Source organism: Rhodococcus sp. IEGM 1409 (genome assembly GCF_030056735.1).
Classification (GTDB): domain Bacteria; phylum Actinomycetota; class Actinomycetes; order Mycobacteriales; family Mycobacteriaceae; genus Rhodococcus_F.
The window spans coordinates 1-21,745 of the sequence record NZ_JASHKN010000012.1; the positions used below are offsets into that span (position 1 = coordinate 1).

The 21,745-nt window shown below is 61.1% G+C and carries 21 protein-coding genes; 14 read left to right on the forward strand and 7 right to left on the reverse strand.

Features of this window, described 5'->3' with window-relative positions; all coding sequences use genetic code 11:
* The first annotated feature begins 92 nt into the window (after window positions 1–92).
* Both QM716_RS25190 and QM716_RS25195 read left to right on the forward strand, forming a co-directional pair.
* Window positions 93–470 (forward strand): DUF3054 domain-containing protein, encoded by a 378-nt coding sequence (locus tag QM716_RS25190; protein ID WP_283306889.1) that lies wholly within the window; start codon window positions 93–95, stop codon window positions 468–470.
* A 57-nt stretch (window positions 471–527) separates the two neighbouring features.
* The gene (locus tag QM716_RS25195; protein ID WP_283306891.1) at window positions 528–2,000 is read left to right on the forward strand and encodes a peptide MFS transporter; all 1,473 of its coding nucleotides are present in this window, start codon (window positions 528–530) and stop codon (window positions 1,998–2,000) included.
* Between the two features lie 6 nt (window positions 2,001–2,006).
* Here the strand turns inward: QM716_RS25195 and QM716_RS25200 are convergent, their stop codons facing one another.
* From QM716_RS25200 to QM716_RS25210, 3 genes are all read right to left on the reverse strand, one after another.
* Window positions 2,007–2,744 (reverse strand): sulfite exporter TauE/SafE family protein, encoded by a 738-nt coding sequence (locus tag QM716_RS25200; protein ID WP_283306892.1) that lies wholly within the window; start codon window positions 2,742–2,744, stop codon window positions 2,007–2,009.
* 30 nt (window positions 2,745–2,774) lie between these two features.
* A complete protein-coding gene (locus QM716_RS25205; RefSeq protein ID WP_283306893.1) occupies window positions 2,775–4,454 on the reverse strand; it encodes an NTF2-like N-terminal transpeptidase domain-containing protein in 1,680 nt (559 codons plus the stop codon).
* Between the two features lie 107 nt (window positions 4,455–4,561).
* Window positions 4,562–6,379 carry a penicillin-binding transpeptidase domain-containing protein gene (locus tag QM716_RS25210; RefSeq protein ID WP_283306894.1) on the reverse strand — a complete coding sequence of 606 codons (1,818 nt, stop codon included), beginning with the start codon at window positions 6,377–6,379 and terminating at the stop codon, window positions 4,562–4,564.
* 96 nt (window positions 6,380–6,475) lie between these two features.
* Between QM716_RS25210 and abmR the strand changes: the two genes are divergently transcribed.
* The 3 genes from abmR to QM716_RS25225 all read left to right on the forward strand — a co-directional run bounded on the left by abmR (window position 6,476) and on the right by QM716_RS25225 (window position 9,689).
* Window positions 6,476–7,030 (forward strand): ATP-binding transcription factor AbmR, encoded by a 555-nt coding sequence (gene abmR / locus QM716_RS25215; protein ID WP_283306895.1) that lies wholly within the window; start codon window positions 6,476–6,478, stop codon window positions 7,028–7,030.
* Window positions 7,031–7,232: 202 nt separating this feature from the next.
* Window positions 7,233–8,834, forward strand: a complete 1,602-nt coding sequence (locus QM716_RS25220) for an ABC-F family ATP-binding cassette domain-containing protein (RefSeq protein ID WP_283306896.1) — start codon at window positions 7,233–7,235, stop codon at window positions 8,832–8,834.
* Between the two features lie 84 nt (window positions 8,835–8,918).
* Window positions 8,919–9,689 carry an alpha/beta fold hydrolase gene (locus QM716_RS25225; RefSeq protein WP_283307091.1) on the forward strand — a complete coding sequence of 257 codons (771 nt, stop codon included), beginning with the start codon at window positions 8,919–8,921 and terminating at the stop codon, window positions 9,687–9,689.
* Window positions 9,690–10,081: 392 nt separating this feature from the next.
* Here the strand turns inward: QM716_RS25225 and QM716_RS25230 are convergent, their stop codons facing one another.
* Both QM716_RS25230 and QM716_RS25235 read right to left on the reverse strand, forming a co-directional pair.
* Window positions 10,082–10,360 (reverse strand): zinc-ribbon domain-containing protein, encoded by a 279-nt coding sequence (locus QM716_RS25230; RefSeq protein ID WP_283306898.1) that lies wholly within the window; start codon window positions 10,358–10,360, stop codon window positions 10,082–10,084.
* A gap of 263 nt (window positions 10,361–10,623) precedes the next feature.
* Window positions 10,624–11,364, reverse strand: coding sequence for a GntR family transcriptional regulator (locus QM716_RS25235; RefSeq protein ID WP_349307367.1), 741 nt, complete (start codon window positions 11,362–11,364; stop codon window positions 10,624–10,626).
* Window positions 11,365–12,074: 710 nt separating this feature from the next.
* Here QM716_RS25235 and QM716_RS25240 point away from each other — a divergent pair.
* The 8 genes from QM716_RS25240 (at window position 12,075) to nagB (ending at window position 19,439) form a co-directional block, all read left to right on the forward strand.
* Window positions 12,075–13,478 (forward strand): hypothetical protein, encoded by a 1,404-nt coding sequence (locus QM716_RS25240; protein WP_283306901.1) that lies wholly within the window; start codon window positions 12,075–12,077, stop codon window positions 13,476–13,478.
* Between the two features lies 1 nt (window position 13,479).
* A complete protein-coding gene (gene ulaA, locus QM716_RS25245) occupies window positions 13,480–14,901 on the forward strand; it encodes a PTS ascorbate transporter subunit IIC (RefSeq protein WP_283306902.1) in 1,422 nt (473 codons plus the stop codon).
* Window positions 14,902–14,925: 24 nt separating this feature from the next.
* Window positions 14,926–15,225, forward strand: a complete 300-nt coding sequence (locus tag QM716_RS25250) for a PTS sugar transporter subunit IIB (RefSeq protein WP_283306903.1) — start codon at window positions 14,926–14,928, stop codon at window positions 15,223–15,225.
* Window positions 15,225–15,665, forward strand: coding sequence for a PTS sugar transporter subunit IIA (locus tag QM716_RS25255; protein WP_283306904.1), 441 nt, complete (start codon window positions 15,225–15,227; stop codon window positions 15,663–15,665). Before QM716_RS25250 ends, QM716_RS25255 begins: the two co-directional genes overlap by 1 nt.
* The gene (locus QM716_RS25260; protein ID WP_283306906.1) at window positions 15,658–16,410 is read left to right on the forward strand and encodes an SIS domain-containing protein; all 753 of its coding nucleotides are present in this window, start codon (window positions 15,658–15,660) and stop codon (window positions 16,408–16,410) included. Before QM716_RS25255 ends, QM716_RS25260 begins: the two co-directional genes overlap by 8 nt.
* Window positions 16,411–16,567: 157 nt before the next feature.
* The gene (locus QM716_RS25265; protein WP_283306908.1) at window positions 16,568–16,840 is read left to right on the forward strand and encodes an HPr family phosphocarrier protein; all 273 of its coding nucleotides are present in this window, start codon (window positions 16,568–16,570) and stop codon (window positions 16,838–16,840) included.
* The gene (ptsP, locus tag QM716_RS25270) at window positions 16,837–18,519 is read left to right on the forward strand and encodes a phosphoenolpyruvate--protein phosphotransferase (RefSeq protein WP_283306909.1); all 1,683 of its coding nucleotides are present in this window, start codon (window positions 16,837–16,839) and stop codon (window positions 18,517–18,519) included. The genes QM716_RS25265 and ptsP overlap by 4 nt, the downstream gene beginning before the upstream one ends.
* A 140-nt stretch (window positions 18,520–18,659) precedes the next feature.
* The gene (gene nagB / locus QM716_RS25275; protein WP_283306916.1) at window positions 18,660–19,439 is read left to right on the forward strand and encodes a glucosamine-6-phosphate deaminase; all 780 of its coding nucleotides are present in this window, start codon (window positions 18,660–18,662) and stop codon (window positions 19,437–19,439) included.
* Window positions 19,440–19,596: 157 nt separating this feature from the next.
* Here nagB and QM716_RS25280 read toward each other — a convergent pair whose 3' ends face one another.
* The gene (locus QM716_RS25280; RefSeq protein WP_003945505.1) at window positions 19,597–19,887 is read right to left on the reverse strand and encodes a YiaA/YiaB family inner membrane protein; all 291 of its coding nucleotides are present in this window, start codon (window positions 19,885–19,887) and stop codon (window positions 19,597–19,599) included.
* A gap of 164 nt (window positions 19,888–20,051) precedes the next feature.
* Between QM716_RS25280 and QM716_RS25285 the strand changes: the two genes are divergently transcribed.
* The gene (locus QM716_RS25285; protein ID WP_283306917.1) at window positions 20,052–21,260 is read left to right on the forward strand and encodes a macrolide family glycosyltransferase; all 1,209 of its coding nucleotides are present in this window, start codon (window positions 20,052–20,054) and stop codon (window positions 21,258–21,260) included.
* Between the two features lie 6 nt (window positions 21,261–21,266).
* Here the strand turns inward: QM716_RS25285 and QM716_RS25290 are convergent, their stop codons facing one another.
* On the reverse strand, window positions 21,267–21,713 hold the full coding sequence (locus tag QM716_RS25290) for a MarR family winged helix-turn-helix transcriptional regulator (RefSeq protein ID WP_283306918.1): 447 nt from the start codon (window positions 21,711–21,713) through the stop codon (window positions 21,267–21,269).
* Between the last annotated feature and the right edge of the window lie 32 nt (window positions 21,714–21,745).

The following is a 21,745-nucleotide window of genomic DNA, read 5'->3' on the forward strand; positions in this document are numbered from 1 at the left end:
GAAGGTCATGACACATGAAAGTGTCCACGATGTCCTGACACTTCACACAACCGCCCGCGGTTGATAAAGGCGCACAGTCGTATGGTGTGTGCGTGAAGAAGTACGCACCATTCCTGCTGATCGACGCCATTCTTGTCATAATCTTCTGCGCGATAGGGCGCCGTACACACGAAGAAGCCAATGCGCTCGCCGGTCTGGCGAAGACATCCTGGCCGTTCCTGACCGGCCTGGCGATCGGATGGGCCGCCACGTTCGCGCTGTACCGCGACAAGTTCAACGCCGTTCTCCTGCTTCCCACCGGCATTGCCGTATGGCTCTCCACCGTCGTCATCGGCATGGTCCTGCGAGTGGTGAGCGGTCAAGGCACACAGTTAAGCTTCATCATCGTCGCGACTCTCGTCCTCGGCGCGTTCCTGCTCGGCTGGCGTGCACTCGCGCCGCTGGTAGCGAGGATTCGCACCAAGTCGTAACCAAATTCCACGGCTCGGAACCGCCCGAAATGCCCGAGGACGTAGGACACTTTTCGGATGAGCAACACTACGGAGCCCGTCGAACGTAGCGAAAAGGAAGACCGGGGGTTCTTCGGCCAGCCGTTTGCGCTGGCGAACCTTTTCGGCGTCGAGATGTGGGAGAGATTCTCCTTCTACGGGATGCAAGGCATCCTCATCTACTACCTGTATTACAGCGTCAGTGACGGCGGCCTCGGTATCAGCCAGGCGGCAGCGACCAGCATCGTCGGCGCGTACGGCGGCACCGTCTACCTGTCGACGATTCTCGGCGCGTGGGTGGCCGACCGACTTCTCGGCTCCGAGCGCACCCTCTTCTACAGCGCTTCGCTGGTGATGGCGGGCCACATCGCACTGTCGGTTCTTCCCGGCATGTGGGGTGTGGGTGTCGGCCTGGTCATGGTCGCCTTCGGCAGTGGTGGTCTCAAGGCCAATGCGACCTCACTGGTCGGAGATCTCTATTCCGAAAAGGATGTCCGCCGCGACGCCGGATTCTCCATCTTCTACATGGGCATCAATATCGGCGGTCTTGTCGGTCCGCTGCTCACGGGTGCCGTCCAGGACGCCTGGGGATTCCACGCCGGTTTTGCACTCGCTGCCGTCGGCATGGCACTCGGTCTGATCCAGTACACGCTGGGCCGCAAGCATCTTCACGGGATCGGAGCCGAACCCGGCAACCCGTTGCCTGCGGACAAGCGCGCTCTCTACATCGGTATAGGCATTGCTGCGATCGTCGTCGTCGCGATCGCCTCCACCACCGGTTTGATCACGGCTGACAACATGTCCGACGTGGTCGTCGGACTCACGATCATCGCGTCCGTCGGCTACTTCCTCCTCATGCTCACCAGCAAGAAGGTGACCAAGGTCGAACGCAGTCGGGTCTTTGCGTTCATCCCGATGTTCATCGCGAGCGCGGCCTTCTGGTCGCTGTTTCAGCAGCAGTTCACCACCGTGCCGGTGATTTCCGACAAACTCCTCGACCGCAATCTCTTCGGTTGGGACTTCCCGCCGACGTGGGTGCAGTCGATCAACCCGGTGTTCATCATCATCTTTGCCGGTGTGTTTGCAGCAATGTGGACCAAACTCGGTGACCGTCAGCCGTCGTCGCCGATCAAGTTCGCGCTCGGTACCGGCACGATGGGTCTGGCGTTTTTGGCGTTCATCCCGATCACCGGTGGTGGACCGAACAGCGCACCGCTCCTCGGTCTTGCCGGAGTGCTTCTGCTCTTCACCTTCGCGGAACTCTTCCTCTCCCCTGTCGGCCTTTCCCTTGCAACCAAACTCGCGCCCGAGCATTTCCACACCCAGATGGTGGCGTTGTTCTTCCTGTCCGTTGCTTTGGGTTCTTCGATGGCAGGAACCTTGGCCGGTTACTTCGACATCGACGACAGTCGCCCGTTCTTCCTGATCATCGGTTTCTCGTCGATCGGAATCGGAGTGATTCTTGCTCTTGCCTCCCCGTGGATCAAGAAGCTGATGCAGGGCGTGAATTAGACAGTCTCACTTCACCCACAACCACAGAGCCAGCACGAATCCCGCTATCGCTACTGCTACACGCAGTACCGATGGCGGGATTTTCTTGACGACGGGCGGCCCGCACCAGCCTCCGGCCAACGCGCCGAGCGCCATCGCCAACGCGGCCACCCAGTGCACCTGTCCGGAGAAGGCGAAGATGAGCGCAGCCACAAGATTGGCGATGCCGAGAAAGAAGCTCTTCAGGATCGTTGCACGCCAGACCGTTTCGGAGGTCAGGATGAGCGTCGCGGCCAGGAAGATGACGCCCGCACCGGCACCGAAATAGCCACCGTAGACCGCGACGGCAAACAGTGCTGCCGAGTAGATTCCGGGACGGTCACCGCCGCCGGCCAGCTCACGAATCTTCGGTTGCAGAAGCAGCGCGAGCGAGGCGAACACAACCATCGCGGGCACAACGGATTCGAACGAACCTTCCGGTGCCAACCACAGAATCAGGGCACCGACAATGCCGCCAGCTGCCGAATAGAGAGCCCAGCGAACAAGTTTCGGACCGGTGTCGGCAACTTCGCGTGACGAGTTCGCCAATGCTCCGACGCCGACGGCCACCAACGCAACGGTATTGGTCATGTTCGCGCTGACCGGTGAGAGCCCGACGCTCAGCAGCGCCGGATACGAGACGATCGATGCAAGACCGGTGACAAAACCGACAAGACCGCTGAAGAATCCCGCTACGACGAGGAATAGGAAATCGAGCAGGTTCACGAACCAGGAATCTACTCGCGGTACCTGGTACTACTTGTCGGCAGGCTTGCCGAGTTCCTGGAAGAGCTTGTCCGTCATCTGCATTGCTCGATCGCCGCCGTCGGCGTCTGCGACAAACACCGCGAACGCGAAGTCTCCGCGTGATCCGTAGAACCAGCGATCGTCACCGCTCGCCGCACCAGCCGCCATCATGTCCGGGTACCCGGCCAATCCGCCGGCCCCTCGCATGGCGTCGCGCAGACGATTGTTCACATCGCCGGGCAATGCCGTCGGGGCGACGTCGGCGGTAGCTGGTTGCCCGAAGACCATCATCGGAAGCGGGGCACTACCGCGAGCAATCGACGCCGCCAGCATCGCCATCCCGAACGGCGTCACTGTCGGCGCACCCGAGTTGTTGGACGTCTTGTTGGCCATGACGTTGTTCATCGCCTGGTCGACGCCGGGGCGGTTCGCGGCCAGCACTGCCGTCTGCTGATCGAGTCCCTGAATGTGGAAGCCGTTGCCGAGTCCGAGTTGCTGCCCGGTGTCGGCCAACTGCTCGGCTGACACCGCTCCGGGGTCGACGCCGTTCTGCATCGACGATGCGAGACGGACCAGATCGAGGGCGCCGCCGGCCGGGCGCAACCCGGTAAAGGCGATTGGCCCCTGTTCGATGGCCTGATTGTTCTGTGCTGCAGCCAGAATGGCGCCGTCCGACGGGCGGATCGCCACGATGGCCGCAGGAGTACCCGCACTGACGACGGCTTCGATCGCGGCAAGTTGAGCGTGCGAGTCGAGAGTCGCGGCGACGTCGGGGCCGGGAGGTCCCTGGAAGCCGGCTTGCTTGATCGGGAACCCGTTGGACTCGACCAGGTTGACCGCCCAGCCGGCGGTGGCGTCGCGATTGGCCTGCCACACGGTCCGCAGCGGATCAAGCAACGGTGAGTTGATGCGACGGTCGGAGGCGATCAGCTTGGGTGTCTTGACCACGACAACGCCGGGGATCGCAAAATCGCTTTCCAGGTAGGCGTAGTCGGGATCGCGGAGCAGTACGGCGGTGACGGGCTTGCCGGGGTTGGCGGCGAGGTCGGCCAGCATCGACTCCGAGGTCACCAACGGTGCGACAGGTTCGAGGACCGTGGCGAGGCGACGAGTGGTGTCGACGGGGTCCGGCATGGTGGCGGGGTCGAGAGTGATCGCGTTGATGGTCTGCTCGTTCATGAGCAGGGTGCCCGTGCTGTCGACGACCTTCGGCGGCGCTGCGTCAGTGCGGGTGTACGAGACGGTGCGACCGTTGCCGAGGTCGGGAACGAGGACCGACGGGTCCCAGGACACACGCCAGCCGACGGACAGATCGCGAATCTCACCCTGCGACTGGTAGCTCCAGTCCTTGCCTTCACCGAAGTTCCAGGAGGCGTCGAGGGTGAAGAGTCCGGAGTCGCTACCCAGATCCATAACTTGGGCGACGTCGAAGTCGGAGGACTTCGCGGCCAGCCCGTCGAACATCTGCTGGATCGACGGCCGCGCCGCGTTGGGGTACGACGTGAGCGCCGCGGCGGCTTCGGCGTCGTGGTTGTTGAGGGCGGTGACGAAGTCCTCCACCACCGAGGCGGCATCGGATTTCTTCTCTCCACCGATGACACACGACGCGAGCGCCACTGTCAGAACGACAGCAGTTATCGACGCAACGACATATTTTCCACGACGGTTGTGCTGTCCTCCGGGCCCCATGCATGTAACTCTTTACTTCTGTCACATGAGTAACAAGCACGGGATGCCTACGAACGTGTCACGGTTGAGCTACGACGGCGTGATCCAACTGCAACGGAAAACAGGTTTCAGCGCAGGAAAGTACCCGCTACCTGCACTGCAGGCGAAGAGCTGTCCGCGCCGGCGATGAATACTGCAAATGCGAGATCGCCCTTGATTCCGACAAACCACCCATGTGCTGGGCCGCCCTCGGTTTCGGCTGTACCGGTCTTGCCGAGAAGCCCCGAAATGTCCTGCAACGACGTCGCCGTACCGCCCGTGACGGTTTCGCGCATCATCACCCGCAACTGTTCGGTCACTTCCGCGGGAGCAGGTGCGACCGTCTGATCCGCCACGCCTGCCTGTCCCTTGACCAACATCGGCGCCGGCGTCGTTCCGTTGGCGATCGAGGCCGCCACCAGAGCCATCCCGAAAGGCGTGGCGGTCACGGTGCCCTGTCCGATCGCGGACTCGACGCGTTCAGCGGGAGTGTTCGCGTCGGGGACGTTGCCCGTCACGGTCGTGAGCCCGGGGGTGACGTAGTCGACGCCGAGCCCGAACTGCAATCCCGCGTTGTGCAGGGCGTCCGCGGGCAGACCGACGGCCATCCTCGCCATGGTGGTGTTGCACGACTTCGCGAATGCGGTGTGCAGCGGGACAGATCCGAGGTCGAACTCGTCGTCGTTGGGGATCTGACGCCCTTCGATGTTCTCGGTGCCCGGGCACGGCAGAACTGTGTCCGGTGTAGCGACGCCGGCTTGCAGGGCCGCGGACGTCGTCACGGTCTTGAACGTCGATCCTGGTGGGTACAGGCCGGTCAACGCGATCGGGCCCTGCGCGTCGGCGGGGGCGTTCTGGGCCACCGCCAACACCGCTCCGGTTGACGGCTGCAGCGCAACGATCGCCGCCTGTTGCGTCACCCCGGCCAGTGCGTTCTCGGCCGCGAGTTGCAGCGGTCGGTCGATGGTCGTCGCGATATTCGGAGCAACAGGCCCGTCTTGGCCGGCGACGGTGGTCACGGTTCCATTCTGCTTCACCTGCTGTACCGCCCAGCCTGCGGATTTGTCCTGCCCCTCCTGCCAGAGATCTGACAGCCCGCTGAACGCCGGCGACGCCAACGCTTTGTCCACCGAGAGCAACCGCGCTTGCGGCGCCAAGCTCACTCCGGGAATCGCCGCCAACCGCTCTTCGATGGGTGCAAGATCCTCGGCACGCAAAGTGATTGCGGTGACCGGCTTCCCGCTTGCCGACGCAAGATCACCGCTCAGAGATGCCGCCGTGATCGTCGGAGCGACGGGCGAGAGCAGTGCCGCCACCGCGGCTGTGTCTACCGGGGGAACCGCAGCGGAATCGAGATTGACCAGCGTCACTACCTGCTGCTCCATGATCGGCTGACCCGCCGCGTCCAGCACCGACGGCGGCGCGCCGGTGGTGGGTGTGTAACGCAGCGTGGTCGAGGCGGTCAGGTCCGGAGCGAGCAGCGCCGGGTCCCACTGGATCAGCCAGTTGTCACCGCTTTTCGACGCGTTTCCCTGCGTCGAGTAGTTCCAGTCCTGACCTTCGCCGAACTTCCACGCCGCGTCGAGTGTGAATGTTCCTGCGGAATCTCCGGACTCGGCGGCGTCGGAGACGGTGAAGGTTCCCTCGTCCTTGCCGAGTCCGTCGATCAGAGCCGAAATCGCAGTCGACGCCGCCGCCGGGTCGGTGGTGAGGGCTGCCGCCGCTTGCACGTCATCCGCTGTGAGCGCGGACGCAAACTCCTCTGCTACTGATTTCGGCTGGTCAGGGCCAGAACTGCACGCAACTACGGATCCTGCCGCCAATACCCCCAGAGCCACGGCAGCCACGGGACGACGGAAAGTTCGGAAGCTCTGGCGAGCGTGTGAAAGGCGCACGACTTCGATCATGCCCGAATTTGTGGCGCTCGTTCGACTATGGGTGTAATCATGTAATCAGTGCAATACACGCACGTCAGACTCCACCAGCATTCCGAGGAGAACGTCATGAAGAACTCACAAGGCTCCGGCGACCGCAGGTTCGGCCGTCCCGGAGGTTGGCAACAAGCATCGGTTCCCGACGCGAGTGATGCGTCCGACTGGTTTGCCGGTCGACTTCCCGACGATTGGTTCACCGGCACCGCCGACGTACAGGTCGACCGCGAAGAAATCGTGGTGATCGGTGAACTCCCGGCAGTCGACGGTGGCGAGGCAGCCACGGACGGAAGGATCTCGCGCTTTCGCGAAACCACGCGCGCCGACCGGATGCGCATCGCCGACGAGGCCGAGGCACGTTACGGACGCAAGGTCGCCTGGGGCGTACGCCTGGATGAAAAGACTGTCCTGTTCACACATCTCGCGGTTCCGGTGATGACACGACTTCGCCAACCCGAACGCAAGGTCCTCGACACTCTGGTGGACGCGGGTGTTGCTCGTTCGCGAGCGGATGCACTCATGTGGACAGTCCGGTTGGCGGGCAAGCACAGCGAACAGTGGCTCACTGAACTCCGCGAAGCGATGTCGAAGGTCGACGATCTCAGATCCGAAGGCCCGAAGATCTGAGGACCGAACACTGGCGAGACCGACAGCACACGATAATTCGATTGCGCGGGATCGTTCGAATGTTCTAACCTGGAACACGAATCATTCCCGACAGAACAGGAAACGGGCCGTTGCTCCTCTAGAGGTTCATTACGCGAAGGCACTCGCACCCATCAGCAGTTGCTGAGCCGGGCGCACAGTCCAAGCACCCTCTGGAGTAAACATGACCCAATCCCATTCTTCTCTGTCGCTCTCGGATCTCACCTTTATCTGGCCGGACGGCGAATCAGTCTTTGCCCGCACGAATTTTGTATTCCCCAGTGGCCGTGTCGGTCTCGTGGGGCTGAACGGATCGGGAAAGTCGACTCTACTGCGATTGATCGCGGGAGAGCTCTCTCCTGAATCCGGATCCGTGACCGCTTCCGGCGAGGTCGGCTACCTCCGTCAGGACATCACACTCGATCCGAGCGTTCGGGTGGATGACATCCTTGGTATCCACGAACTCCGAAATGCACTGCACCGCATCGAAACCGGCAACGGTGCGGTGTCCGATTTCGTGCTCGTGGACAACAACTGGGACATCGAGGAGCGCGCACTCTCCACGCTGCATCGACTCGGCCTCGAGAAGGTAGTTCCGGATACGGCAGCACTGGGCCGAACTGTCGGCACCCTCTCCGGCGGGGAGACCGTACTGCTCGGCCTGACCGCAACGCTACTGAGGAATCCGCAGGTACTGCTCCTCGACGAGCCGACCAACAACCTGGACCGCGACGCTCGATCACGGGTTCATGCTGCAGTCCAACAGTTTCCGGGAACTGTACTGATCGTCAGCCACGACCGGGAACTGCTCGATACCGCCGAGTACACGGTCGAACTACGTCGCGGCGATCTACGCGTGTTCGGCGGCAATTACTCGCACTACCAGGACGTCGTGACCGCAGAGCAGGAAAACGCACTCGCCACGGTTCGCGACGCCAAGGCCGATCTGGCGAAGCAGAGCCGCGAGCTGATCGACGCTCGAACAAAACTGGACCGACGTAAACGCTATGGGCAGAAGATGTTCGAGAACAAGCGGATGCCGCCGATTATCGCGCAGACACGAAAACGCCAGGCCCAAGTTTCGGCCGGAAAGCTGGCCACGGGCCACATCGGGAAGGTGGACGAGGCCAAGTCCGCCCTGTCGGAGGCAGAGGAACTCCTTCGAGACGATCGCGAGATTCGCCTGGATCTTCCTGCTACAGAGGTTCATCCGGGGCAGCAGGTTGCGCGGCTCGACGAGGTGACGTTGCGAAGTGGCCAAGTAGTATCGCTTCAGATCACCGGGCCGGAGCGGATCGCGATAGTGGGACGCAACGGAATCGGCAAGACGACGTTGCTCGACGCAATCGCTGCGTCGACCCCGTTCGTGGCCTCTCGTGCGCTCCCCCAACGTCTCGACGTGTTCGACGAGGATCTTTCGGTGGCAGACAACGTCGCTCTGGCCGCACCACACGCAACAACCGAGGAAATTCGCGGGCAGTTGGCACGGTTCCTTTTCCGGGGAACGGATTCCGACGTAGTGGCGTCCGCTCTCTCGGGCGGAGAACGGCTACGCGCGGCGTTGGCCACGATCCTTCTGGCCGAACCCGCCCCCCAGTTGCTTCTGCTCGACGAGCCGACAAACAACCTGGACCTACCGAGTCTCGCTCACCTCACGCAGGCACTGTCGGATTTCCACGGCGCCATGGTGGTGGTGAGTCACGATCTGCCGTTCCTGCGCGACATCAGAATAACGCGGTGGATCAGCATGGATGAAGATGGTATTCAGGACATCGATCCCGAGTGAATGGACACCATCCGACAACTCGAGTTCACATGCGCAATCACTGACACCCATACTGGACGGGTGTTGCAAGACGTGAGAAACCCGGTGGACGGTGCGCGAATCGCCTATCAGATCGTGGGCGATGGTCCACCCCTGTTGATGGTGCACGGCACAGCGTTGTCGCGCTCCATCTGGCGTGGTTTCGGGTATGTCAAGGCACTCCAGGACCAGTACCGTCTGATCCTCGTCGACATGCGGGGTCACGGGCGCAGCGACAAACCACACGACTCCGACTCGTATGCAATGGATCTGGTGGTCGGCGATCTCCTGGAAATCCTCGACACGGAGTCTCCGTTCGAACCGGCGCACGTCCTCGGATACTCGTTCGGTGGGCGCTCGGTGATGTCGTTGGCAGTCGAACACTCCGAACGGGTGCGGTCGTTGACCGTCGGGGGCGGGAGTAGCCGACCGATGACGGGAGCGTTCGACGCATTGTTCTTTCCCGGATGCATCGACGCACTCGAAAGCGGCGGGATCGAAGGGTTCCTGTCCGGTTGGGGCGCTCGGCGCGGCAAACCGGTGGATCCTCAGACCGCGACTGCGTTCCGAATCAACGACGCACTCGCACTCGCGGCATACATGCGGCGAGCGGAGAAGGAGGAGGGCATGGACGACGCGGTGCTTCAACGGATTACCACGCCGACCCTGTTGTTCGTCGGATCGCGCGACCACGAGCGCAGACAGGACACCGAGCATCTCGCATCCGTGATCCCCGACAACACCCTGACCGTGATCGAGGGCACCGATCACGCGAGTGCCGTCGCAGATTCCGAAACCGTACTATGTGCCTTGATTCCATTCTTGAGCCGCCACTAGTGCGGTGCCGACCCATTACTTTTGCTGCGTGAGCACTCTCGGTTCGGCCGCTGTCACCAGTAGTAGCCGTAGGTTTGACCGTGTCACCGGTACCTGCGGCATTGCTACTGTCGCCCGGGCCAGTCCCCTAGACACCACAGTGAGGGTTTATCCATGGCTGACCTGATCGTCGCGGACGTCGCTGCTCGGAGTCATAGATATGTAAAGCGCCATGACGGACGACGGCAGAAACCGTGGGCATTCCCGTTTCACCCACGGAGAGGTTCCTTCCCATCGAGAAGTATCCGCCCGGAACTTCTCGACGCGCCCACTGGTCGTGGCCGTCTGACAGTAGTGCTGGAGTCGACCTGAACGGTGTGGTGGGTCTTGACCGATCGAGGGAGACGCGACGTTCAACCGAGCGTTTCGGTGTTGAGGCGTTGCGCTTCGTACTGTGCGGCGTCGGCAGCAAACCGATCTGCGTCGGGACGAGCGAGGGGGGTGGCCTGTCCGCAGTTCGCGCATGCCATGAAGTCTTGACCTCGCCCAAACGGGAAGATCGGAAGGAAGAACAGTGTGAACCAGGTGCGTCGGCGATTCAGGCGCTGCGCCGCCGTCGTCCGACAGAAACTGCAGGTGAAGAACAGAGCCGCAATGAAGGCTGTTTTCGTTCGTGTTCCGAAGATGAGCATACGTTTCCTCCTCGCGGGCGCCGCAGCATTGTAGCTGGTCCGACACGACCGATGTGACCTGCGTAGAAGAATAACGAACCCCGATGGCGTTGACCGCCGACACCGTGATCAATCGAGCATGCTGCATCGCAGAACTTTCACGAATCGTGAGCAGGACGCCGGTGGTGTCGACGATGTCTCGCTTCCTCGGTGCGGCAATGCAGCGAGAAGTACACGAGGCCTTCGCGATACAACGTCATCGGCCCGTCGGGAAGCCCCGACAGCTACGCCGGCGACGGCTTCAGATCCAGCTCGATCCGGTATCTGTCCCCGCGATAGATTGATCGAACGTACTCGATGGGCGATCCTTCGTCATCGTAGGCAGTGCGCTGAAACAGGAACGCCGGCGAGTGGACAGGCACTTCGAGAAGCAGCGCCTCCTCGTCGTCTACGACTGTGGCATCGATGGTTTCAGACCCGGACGTCAGGACGATATTGTGTTCGTCGACCAGTTGGTAGAACGACTTGGTCTCGACATCACAACGCTTCAATCTCGGCATTCGCACTGCCGGGACATGCAGGATCTCGATTGCCATCGGCCGATCGTCAGCGAGCCGGAGTCGCTTGACGGTATACACATCCACTCCCGGCGAGATGACCAGATGTCGAGCCAGCTTGGAATCTGCTGCACGCGTAGTGAATTCAAGAACTCTCGATGCCGGCCGCAGCCCGCGGCGTTTCATGTCTTCCGTGAAGGAAGTCATCGACAGCATCACCGCCATTTTGGGTTGAGTAACGTACGTCCCGCTACCATGCCTGCGCTCAATTCGCCCTTCGGAGACAAGATCGTCGAGAACCAAACGCACCGTACCTCTCGACACGTCGTACAAACTGCACATCTCCCGTTCGGCCGGGATCATGTCGCCAGGTTTCGATTGCCCCAGCAGGGTTTCGAGCGCCTCACGGAGGCGCTCACGTTTGGTCTGTACCGGCCGCAAACCTGAGCGGCTCATGCTTGCTTCCATCGCACTCCTCCGACTGCGCCTGACGACGATACCAAGCTACCACAAATGGTAAAGACCACTTGAGGCCAATGCGCAGGCACGGAGAACACGATCGCCTTCCGTCCACCGACCCATTCAAGCGCATCCCCCACACACCGGTTTCCGATTCGAAATACCGTTTCCCGATTCCAGGATGCGCCGATCTCCGACGTTCACACTGGTTAACCCAGAAAACCGAAGCATCGAACAGCACTCGGCAAACCTCGCGACCGTTGAACAGTTGCGCCGGCTCTCTCGGCGAAAGCTGACGAGCGATGACACTCGGCGAGGAGTGTGCGGAAAATCCACCCATCCGGTTGGGCACCCAATGACACACACCCCTGCCGGGAAAACACTTTCATTGTGAAGCCTTGTGTAACAACCGTTCCGACTGGTCTGCACCAAATTTCGGACAAGAAGCCCTTGGTCGACGTTGTCTGTTCTGCGCCTGGAGGGCCGGTCGAAAAATCACTCGAAAATTGGTATTGACCAATTTGAAAAACCCGCCTAGGTTAATCCGGACATGGAGTCCCGAGGGCTCCGCGACCTCTACTCGTCGATCAGCGCTCAGGCGATTCGTAAGGCGCCCAGGATGCACCGGCCGACGAGGCCTACCCCCTTAGTGGTTCTTGCTCGTACCAGGAGCCGTATTCAGCATGCCACGACCGTTGTGGCCGAAAGGAGAAGGTCCCGTGTTCAAATACGCGAAGCCCGCGATCGTCGGATTGACGAGCGTCCTACTGTACGGCTCAGCGCACTCACTGCCTGCGGATTGGGGAAGCCTCGGCGGTGAGGCCGCCAATCAGAAGTCCGGGTGGCAATTGGTCTCCCAGGAATCGTTCAACACCCCATTGAAGGTGGATTCAGCTCCGTGGCAACTCGACCCTCAAGGTGAGCAAAGCCCTTGGCACATAGATGATTTCGACGACGACAGTCCTGTCTGGTCGCAGATCAGCGGCCCTGCCGCCACTACAAACATGGACAGCCTCAACGTCTTCCGTAAGCGTGTTGCATTCGGAAAGAACGACTGGCTGACAGCTGAAATCGCCGCGGTCGACAAGGACAAGGACGGCACGCCCGATTCCCAACCGGGGTTGTCCACGGTAAAGCTCCCCGGCGGTGAGAAGGCAGCTAAAATCAACGAACCGAGCTGGGACGGCGGAGTCATCATTCGCCCGACGACGGCTCTACCCGAGGAATACCGCGTCGAGATGACACTGCGCGGCATCGACTTCGGTGGTAAGCGGAACGGAACCTTCGACTACGACGGAAAAACCAACGGCTACGCCGCCGGTGATTGTAAGACAGGGTTCCCCTGGACCTTCAAGGGTGCGGCCCCCGACAAGAGCCGATGCCAGTACGGCGATGTCAAGCCGGACAACGGCTTCTACTACATGACGATTCTGGACCACGACAACCCTGCCCCGCACGGAAACCCCGGAATCCACTATCGCCGCAAGGTCATCATGGACGGGTACTACGCGACGTCCCCTTGGACGACCAAGTACGGCACGTGCAACCCTGCCACCGGCGAGATCTACAGCTCCACCGAAGGTAACTACAACGGAGTCAACGCGATCTTTCCGCGTGGCGACAAGTTCCGACCACAGAACAACAACATCAGCACCGAGTACTACTACAAGACGTCCTGTGGTGACTACGACGGCGCCGGAACCTTCGGTGACAAGGGCCAGTACAAGGACATCTTGACCACCGCCGAGATCCAGCCGGAGCTCATGCCCGATGCCAGCTACACCTTCGCTGTCGAACGGGACAAGACCGGTTACACGATCGAGATGAGTGGTCCCTTCTCACACATCGGCCAAACCACACTGCGCTACCACAGCGACTTCGTCGAAAACGGTCGCCCCATCTGGCATTACAACCAGAAGCCCGAAGAATACAACGGCGAGTTCGATCAGCAGCTCAACCACACGGGCCCCGCGGGAACTAACACGACCGAACACACATGGCCGGCCGGCTCGGCCTACCCGGACTCGTTCGTCATCGGCGACCCGCACCTGAACTACTACGAGGGTTCCGCCGTCGTCGACGACATCAAACTCTTCGTTCCATCAACCAAAACAGGATCGTGACATGAACGCAATCACAGATACCCTGACCTTCTTGGCGGACAACATATTCAGCCAGGTACCGATTCTCATCGGAGGAATCACGCTCATCGGTCTCATCCTCCAGAAGAAGCGCGTCGAGGACATCGTCGCCGGCGCCCTGCGAGCAACCATCGGTGTCGTAGTCCTGCTGATCGGCATCGACGTCTTCACCAGCGGCTTGCTGAGCTTTCAGCGGGTGCTCGCCAACGCGATGGGAACCACACCGCCCGTCGCGAAGGCCAGTCTGGACGACTTTCTCTCGAATCAAGGCGGAACCATCGCCTTGGTGCTCACCCTGGCGTTCCTCGTACACCTGGTGATCGTCCGTATCTTCCCGGCCGCCAGGTATCTCTACCTCACCGGGCATCTGATGTTCTGGGTCAGCACCGTCACGGTTGCTTCACTGTTGGTGATCGCCCCGGACGCCGATCAGCTCACGCTGGTTCTGTGCGGCGCAGGATTTGTTGCTGCCTACTTCACCCTGCAGCCCCTATGGATGCGCCCACTGATGCGCATGATCGGGCAGGACGAACGATTCGGCTACGCACATACCAGTTCGATCGCTTGCGTCGTAACCGGTTTCGTGGCCCGTCCGTTCGGTGACAAGGAAAAGCACGACGCCGAGAAGGTCAATCTTCCCCGCCAGCTGTCCTTCTTCAAGGACGTCAATGTCAGTACCGCACTTGTACTTTCCATCATCATGCTCATCGCGGTTGCGTTCGCCGACAAGGCCATCGTGGCGTTGGAGGCAAACAAGTTCTCCGACGGAATCTCGCCCTGGGTATGGGCAATGTTGGTCGCACTGCGATTCGCCGGCGGTATCGCCATCATGCTCTACGGCGTGAGAATGTTTCTCGCGGAGATCGTTCCGGCATTCAAGGGAATCAGCGACCGCGTCATCCCCGGCACCCGCCCGGCGCTCGACGCACCGACCGTGTTTCCCTTCGCCCCGACTGCAGTCATGATCGGATTTGTCGCGTCGACCACCGTCTTCCTCGGCTGCCTGGGCATCTTCGCCGCAACCGGATGGTTCACGCTGGTTCCGCCGATGATCATGCTCTTCTTCGCCGGCGGCGCAGCAGGTCTGTTCGGCAACGCTGTCGCCGGGTGGCGAGGCGCTGCGATCGGCGGCGTGATCGGCGGCCTGACACTGGCTTTCGGCCAAGCAATCACCTGGGGCTTGTTCGAAAACGTCGCGCCGGAGCTCGCTGCCCTGGCCGACCCCGACTGGTACGTGATCGCCTGGCTGCTTCGGGCGGCTGAGCCCGTCGTCGGCGGCAGCGGCGTGTGGATCGTTCCCGTCGTCGCACTTGTTGCGACTGCCGTCTGCCTGCTGATCCTGGGCCGAAAGGATCGCTCGCCCGCTCCCGAGGTCACCCCCGTCTCCACGACCAACAACGCATAACCTCTTGCCTTAAGGAATGACAGCATGACTATCAACCGAACACTTCAAGTCTTGACCGTCTGCGGCGTCGGAATGGGTTCGAGCCTCATCTTGAAGATGACCGCCGAAGATGCCCTCAAGACCATCAACCTCGACAGTCGCGTCGAGAACACCGACATCTGCTCCGCCCGTGGTCTGAACCCCGATGTGATTGTCGGACAAGGCATGCACACTGCGGATATTTCGGACCTCGCTCCCATCGTCATCTCGGTCAGCGACTTTCTGGATGTAGACGGACTACGCGCGCAACTCGTCGACGAGCTGGGGCAGAAAGGTTGGCTGTGATGCAACCGCTGATGCGCGCCAGCAGCGATCTGCGGGCGACCGACTGGAAGGACGCAGTGCAACAAGCTGCGACCCTCCTCGTCGACGCCGGTGCTGCCGAGAGCACCTACCCGGCTGCATGTGTTCGAGTGGTCGAAGAGAACGGTCCGTATATCGTGTTGGCGCCGGGTATCGCACTGGTACATGCCCGGCCCGAAGACGGAGGCAACAGCGTCGGTATCGCTGCAGCACGCACGACGCCGCCCGTAGCCTTCGGACACCCGCAGAACGACCCCGTCGACGTGTTGCTGGCCTTCTGCACCACCGATCCTGACGCACACGTCGATGCTGTGAGAGCGCTGGCCAAGGCCTTGTCCTCCGGTCTGGCACAACGACTTCGCGACGCACAGGACAGCGACGCGATGACACTCGAGCTCGAGGCGGTGTTCAGTAATGGATAGGAATTCCACGCCTTCGGTCGACCAGACGAATCGCTACGGCGGGCAGGTGCGGCAGTATCTCGACGAGATCGACGAGCGCTCATCGTCGTCGATCGCCAGTGCGGCATCGTTGATGTTCGAATCCATTCTCGACAACGGAATCATCCACGTTGCGGGGGCGGGCCACTCGCTGGCGATGGTGTGCGAATCGTTCTACCGTGCCGGCGGACTTGCTGCCGTCCGACCCATCTGGCACCCGGAAATTTTTCCGCTCGGAGGTGCAATTCAAAGTACCCAAGCCGAACGCCGAGACGGATTAGGGCGTTCGACCGTCAGGACTGTGAATCCCACCCCGCCAGATGTTGCTGTCGTCTTCTCCACCAGCGGACGAAACCCGTATCCCGTGGAAATTGCCATGGAATGCCAGGCTCTGGGTGTGCCGGTTATCGCGGTCACCTCGTCCACCGCCTCGCAGGGAGCCTCGGTCAGGTCCGCGACGAATCTCGCCGAGCACGCGACGATCGTTGTCGATACATGCACTCCGCCCGGAGACGTCATCTACCCGTCGGTAGATCCGCGCACCGGATCGGTGTCGACAATACTGGCGGCTTACGCGTGGAATCTTCTGATCAGTAAGCTCGACGACCTCGCCACGATGCGTGGCGTCGAACTGCCTCGATGGACCAGTGCCAACGTCGAGGGCGGCGATCAGCAGAATTCTGCTCTGATCGATCGATACCTCGGCCGAATCCCCGAACTCGCCTGACGGACACCCCGGCACCGATCGAGCCGGGAAACGGGCGAATACCTCAACGCACCTCAGCCCCGATCTTCATTCGACCTGGCACGGAGCGGTGCATCATTCCGATCAGTTTTCGCAATGATGCACCGTTGCAACACTATTCAGATTGGATACGCCACTCATGGCTCAACGAACAGTGATAATCGGCTCCACGGTCGGGCTCCATGCCCGGCCCGCCGCGAAGTTCACCCAGGCTGTCACAGCTACTGCACTTCCCGTCAGCATCTCTACCGCAGATTTCGGGCCGGTCTCTGCTGCCAGCATCCTCTCGGTGATGGCCTTGGGAGCCAAGTTCGGACAGGAGGTCACTCTGGAAGCCGAAGGCGAGAACGCCGACAGCGTCCTCGCCGATCTCGCGGCGTTACTTGCCACCGATCTGGACGAAGTCTCGTGAAAACCGAGGAGATATTGACGGGCTGGGGCGTGAGTCGTGGAGTGGTATGTGGTCCCGTCTTGCAGTTCAGATCTGCCATCGAGACCGCCGACCGGGAAGCGGTAAAGGGAACCCCCGCAGAGGAATCCACTCGGCTCACCGATGCGATGGCATCGGTCGCCGAGGAACTGGAGCAACGCGCGTCTGCGTCCACCGGTGTGGCTGTCGAGATTTTGGAGATGTCAGCTCATCTGGCGCGTGATCCGGACTTGGCCGCTGCAGCGGTGGCACGCGTGTTCGCGGGCAGCCCGGCCACCCTTGCACTGATCCAGGCCGTCGACGAGTTCTGCGATCGATTGACCCGACTCGGCGGCTATATGGCAGAACGAGTCGCCGATCTGCGCGATGTAGGCAACCGGACGGTCGCGCGCCTACTGGACACTACCCTACCCGGGATACCTGCTCCGGGCCATCCCTTTGTTCTTGCCGCCCATGATCTTTCGCCGGCAGATACAGCCACACTGACCGACAGCGACGTCATCGCACTGATCACCGAGGAAGGCGGCCCGACCAGCCATACATCCATCTTGGCCAAGTCCTTGGGTATCCCTGCTGTTGTCGGCTGTGCATCAGCGGGCTCGATCGTGGACGGGACCGTGGTGATCGTCGACGGCGAGCGCGGAACCGTGGAAGTCGCTCCCGACGAAGAGCGGCGCCAAGAATTGGCGAGCTCCCTGCAACGCCGCCAGTCCACAGCGAGCGGGCCTGGACGCACCCGGGACGGTCACCGCGTCGAGTTACTCTCCAATGTAGGCACTCTCGTCGATTCTCGGCGTGCATCGACGTTCGAGAGCGAAGGGATCGGGCTGTTTCGCACCGAGTTCGTCTTTCTCGGACGCACGGAAAGTCCTGACATCGACGAGCAGAAGAAGGTCTACGGCGAAGTCTTCGAATCGTTCGCCGGCAAGCCGGTCACTGTCCGAACCCTCGATGCGGGATCTGACAAGCCACTTCCATTCTTGGGGCTTGCGCGCGAGGAGAATCCGGCGCTCGGCATTCGCGGGTTGAGAGTTGCCGAACGGCACCCTCAGTCGCTTCATCTGCAGTTGGAAGCCCTCGCTGCAGCCCAATGCGAATCGGGTGCCGCGATCAAGGTGATGGCGCCTATGGTCTCCACCGCCGACGAGGCTCGACGCTTCGTATCCCTCGCTCGCAGTTACGGATTGACTTCTGTGGGGGTCATGATCGAGGTGCCTGCGGCGGCGCTTCGTGCGGCAGATCTGTTCAGTGCGGTGGATTTTGTCAGTATCGGAACCAACGATCTTGCGCAATACACATTCGCGGCCGACCGAATGTCACATGGATTGGGCCACTTGCTCGATCCTTGGCAACCAGCGATGCTCGATCTGATCGCGCTGATCTGCGAAGAGGGCAGATCAGCGGGAAAGCCCGTCGGAGTCTGCGGGGAGGCGGCCAGCGATCCGCTGATGGCGGCCGTGTTGACCGGACTGGGAGTGTCGAGTCTGTCGATGGCGCCCCCGTCCATCGCTTGCGTACGTGAACAACTCGGCCACCTCGATCTGGATCAGTGCCGCCGAATGGCCAGCGTTGCGCGCCAGTCGATCAACGCGGCCGAAGCACTGACAGCGGTGCTCGATATCGCCGAAACAGCATCAGCCGGTACGCATGAAAAGTATTGAGCAACAGCCTGTGTAGTCATCCCCCGCATACCGGTTCCGTGGTTTCACCCACCGAACCGAGCACGAGCACGCGCACGCGCACGTCGACGAATTCACTGTCACATCATTTCGTCCGCATCTGAAGAAAGCAGTACACGAACATGGAAATCGTCATCGCACCTGACGCCGAGCGGTGCTCAATCATTGTCGCAGACATCATCACCGATGCAATCGTCAGCGGAGCCGCAACGCTGGGACTTGCCACCGGATCTTCACCTTCGGGGGTGTACACCGAGCTCATATCTCGTTACCGCAAAAAGAGACTCAGCTTTGCCCACGTGCACGCATTCCTTCTCGACGAGTACGTAGGACTGCCCACGGGCCACCCTGAGTCCTACGCACAGGTGATCAAAACCCAATTCGCCGAACACGTCGACCTCGAACCGTGCCGGGTACACAGTCCCTACGTCAAAGACACGGACCTCTTCGAAGCAGCGCGGCGTTACGACACGAGGATTGCGAAACTCGGCCCCATCGACGTTCAAATTCTCGGAATAGGCGTAAACGGACATATTGGATTCAATGAACCTCTCTCGGCGCTCCATTCACGCACACGACTCAAGACACTCTCCGAACAAACCAGACGGGACAACGCCCGTTTCTTCGACAGTATCGACGACGTCCCACAACATGTGATCACGCAGGGACTGGGAACTATCAGTGAGGCAGCACATTTGGTCCTCATCGCATCGGGAACACAGAAGGCGAAAGCGATCGCAGCTGCAGTTGAAGGTCCACTGTCCGCGTCATGCCCGGCATCAATCCTGCAACTACACCCGCACGCGACAGTTGTTCTCGACGAAGCCGCCGCGAGCCAACTCGAGAACGCGGAGTTCTACCGCTATATCCACGACCACAAACCGTCGGCGCAAAGGTACTAGTTATCGGCACTATCGGTGGCTCGGTGCGGCGGGTAGGGACGAGATGACCGCGCAGACTCCTCGACCTCCACCAACCCGGCCGTGTCGCCGCTCACTCAGTCCAGCCAGTCGAATCGGCCTCTCAGGAGCGCGCTGATCCCCACCTTGCCGGCAGGTTTCAAGCTGCCGCTTTGAACGGATCGTGTTCGGCGATCAACTTCTCGAGTCGAGCCTCGTCCACCCGAACTCTGACCGTCGATGCCTCCTGCTGATCACGAATCACCTTGGCCAACGTGAACGTGCTGGTGACCAAGAACAGCAAGGACATTCCGAGAAATCCGCGTTGCCACGCATCGATCGGAAGATAGGCAATCCCGAGGAGGGTGCCGACGAAACTGACGGCAAAGGCGATTCCGGCCTGCAGGTAGAAGGCTGCAGTGGTCTTCGAAGGTGTTGTCGGTGTGCTCATGCCTCGAAGTCTGGCCTTTCGCCGCAACGCTGGGATGCGTAGTCCTACTCGAGAGTGCACGGTACTTCCCCTGGCAAAAATCAGATGCCGTCGCCCATCGTGGTGGATAGTCTTGGTTCGGTAGACGGAGATGTTCGAGAACAGTCAGACGGCAGGAGTGATCGATGACCCGCAGACATATCGCCATGGTGAGCATTCCGGCACCGGGCCACGTCAATCCGAGCCTGTCGATCATCGCGCGCCTCGCCGCCGCCGGTCACCGCGTCACCTATGCCAACGACGAGTCGATGCGTGAGATCATCGAGGCGGCCGGGGCCGAATTCGCACCGTACGTCTCCACGCTGCCCAGCCTCGTCCCTTCCCCTGACGGCACCGAACCGGAGAAGAGTTGGGACGGGGATCTGATCGATCAGTTGACCCTGTTCCAGGACGACTACGAGTCGATGCTGCCGCAACTGCGCCAAATCTACGTCGACGATCGCCCTGACCTCTTTCTCTACGACATCGCCGGCATTCCGGCACGAATACTGGCTCAGCAGTGGAATGTTCCCATCATCCAGTTGTCACCGACGTACGTTGCCTGGGACGGTTACGAAGCCGACGCCGCACCGATGTACGACGAGATTCGTTCCGATCCGAGAGGCGTCGACCTGCTCGATCGGGAGGCCCGGTTCTTCCGCAGCGAAGGCGTCGAGGTCGATCCTCGTGAGTTCACCGGACGCCCACCGCGTGCAATCGTTCTGATCGCAGAATCCATGCAGCCCAACGCCGATCGAGTGAACCGCGACGTCTACACATTCGTCGGCCCCGCACTCGAACCGAGCAATCAGGCCTGGGTGAACTCGGATCCGGCACGCAAGCTTCTGTTGATTTCGCTGGGTTCCGCCTTCACAGATCTTCCGGATTTCTACCGCACCTGCGTCGAAGCTTTCGGCGAAATGGACGGCTGGCACGTCGTCCTCCAGATCGGAAAGCAGGTACAGATCTCAGATCTCGGACCAGTGCCCGAGACTGTCGAAATACACCGGTGGGTACCGCAGTTCGCAATTCTGCAGCAGGCCGACGCATTTGTTACCCACGCGGGTATGGGCGGATCCAGCGAGGGACTCGTGACCGGAACCCCCATGATCGCGGTGCCGCAAGCCGTCGATCAGTTCGGCAACGCCGACTCGCTTGTCGACGCCGGCGTTGCAGTGCGCGTCGACGGCGCTACCGTCACGGCAGAAGAGCTTCGTAAGGCGCTGACGCGCGTGAGTTCGAGTGAGTTCCGCCGACGCAGCGCAGAGTTGGCAGAAGAACTCGCGGCGGCGGGCGGCGTATCCCGTGCAGTCGAGGTGATCGAAGCCGCCCTACCTGGCAGCGGGCCGAGATAATGGCCGCTACCAGTGCCAGGCGTCGCCGCCCACGTTCTGGATGGTTCGCTGCAAGACCGTGATGGTGGTGACGAAATCTGCTTCGCTGATTCCCTGCATCCGCTCCTCCTGCAGCATCTGTTGTACCCGCGCTGCACGATCGAACTGCTCGGAGCCCGCATCAGTAGGGAGAAGGACCGCCCCGTCTTCAGACGCCCACCCCAGTTCGAGGGCAGAGTCGACGGCGTCGTCGATTACGTCAGTTGATTCGTTCGGGCCGATCGTCCGCAGGAGGACAGCTCGCTCGATCCCTTCAGGGTGCAGCGAAAGTTGGTGCAGGAACCACCATTGCGGCTGGGTCACGCCGAGTGCTTCGAGTGCTCCGCGCGTGCGTGCGCGAATCGCTTCGCCTGCACGCGCGGTCCAGAATCCGATCGGCTGATTCGCCGGTGGCTGCATTGGCTGTTTGGTCATGGACACGACGATAAAACCTCAATGGAAGTTCA

Excerpts from the sequence above, each read along its gene's own strand:
- QM716_RS25290 (WP_283306918.1), bottom strand. The coding sequence starts at position 21,713 with ATGACCAAACAGCCAATGCAGCCACCGGCGAATCAGCCGATCGGATTC.
- QM716_RS25255 (WP_283306904.1), top strand. The coding sequence starts at position 15,225 with ATGCAACCGCTGATGCGCGCCAGCAGCGATCTGCGGGCGACCGACTGG.
- nagB (WP_283306916.1), top strand. The coding sequence starts at position 18,660 with ATGGAAATCGTCATCGCACCTGACGCCGAGCGGTGCTCAATCATTGTC.
- QM716_RS25195 (WP_283306891.1), top strand. The coding sequence starts at position 528 with ATGAGCAACACTACGGAGCCCGTCGAACGTAGCGAAAAGGAAGACCGG.
- QM716_RS25210 (WP_283306894.1), bottom strand. The coding sequence starts at position 6,379 with ATGATCGAAGTCGTGCGCCTTTCACACGCTCGCCAGAGCTTCCGAACT.
- QM716_RS25260 (WP_283306906.1), top strand. The coding sequence starts at position 15,658 with ATGGATAGGAATTCCACGCCTTCGGTCGACCAGACGAATCGCTACGGC.
- QM716_RS25265 (WP_283306908.1), top strand. The coding sequence starts at position 16,568 with ATGGCTCAACGAACAGTGATAATCGGCTCCACGGTCGGGCTCCATGCC.
- QM716_RS25235 (WP_349307367.1), bottom strand. The coding sequence starts at position 11,364 with ATGGAAGCAAGCATGAGCCGCTCAGGTTTGCGGCCGGTACAGACCAAA.
- QM716_RS25230 (WP_283306898.1), bottom strand. The coding sequence starts at position 10,360 with ATGCTCATCTTCGGAACACGAACGAAAACAGCCTTCATTGCGGCTCTG.
- ulaA (WP_283306902.1), top strand. The coding sequence starts at position 13,480 with ATGAACGCAATCACAGATACCCTGACCTTCTTGGCGGACAACATATTC.
- abmR (WP_283306895.1), top strand. The coding sequence starts at position 6,476 with ATGAAGAACTCACAAGGCTCCGGCGACCGCAGGTTCGGCCGTCCCGGA.
- QM716_RS25280 (WP_003945505.1), bottom strand. The coding sequence starts at position 19,887 with ATGAGCACACCGACAACACCTTCGAAGACCACTGCAGCCTTCTACCTG.
- QM716_RS25250 (WP_283306903.1), top strand. The coding sequence starts at position 14,926 with ATGACTATCAACCGAACACTTCAAGTCTTGACCGTCTGCGGCGTCGGA.
- QM716_RS25285 (WP_283306917.1), top strand. The coding sequence starts at position 20,052 with ATGACCCGCAGACATATCGCCATGGTGAGCATTCCGGCACCGGGCCAC.
- QM716_RS25220 (WP_283306896.1), top strand. The coding sequence starts at position 7,233 with ATGACCCAATCCCATTCTTCTCTGTCGCTCTCGGATCTCACCTTTATC.
- QM716_RS25205 (WP_283306893.1), bottom strand. The coding sequence starts at position 4,454 with ATGGGGCCCGGAGGACAGCACAACCGTCGTGGAAAATATGTCGTTGCG.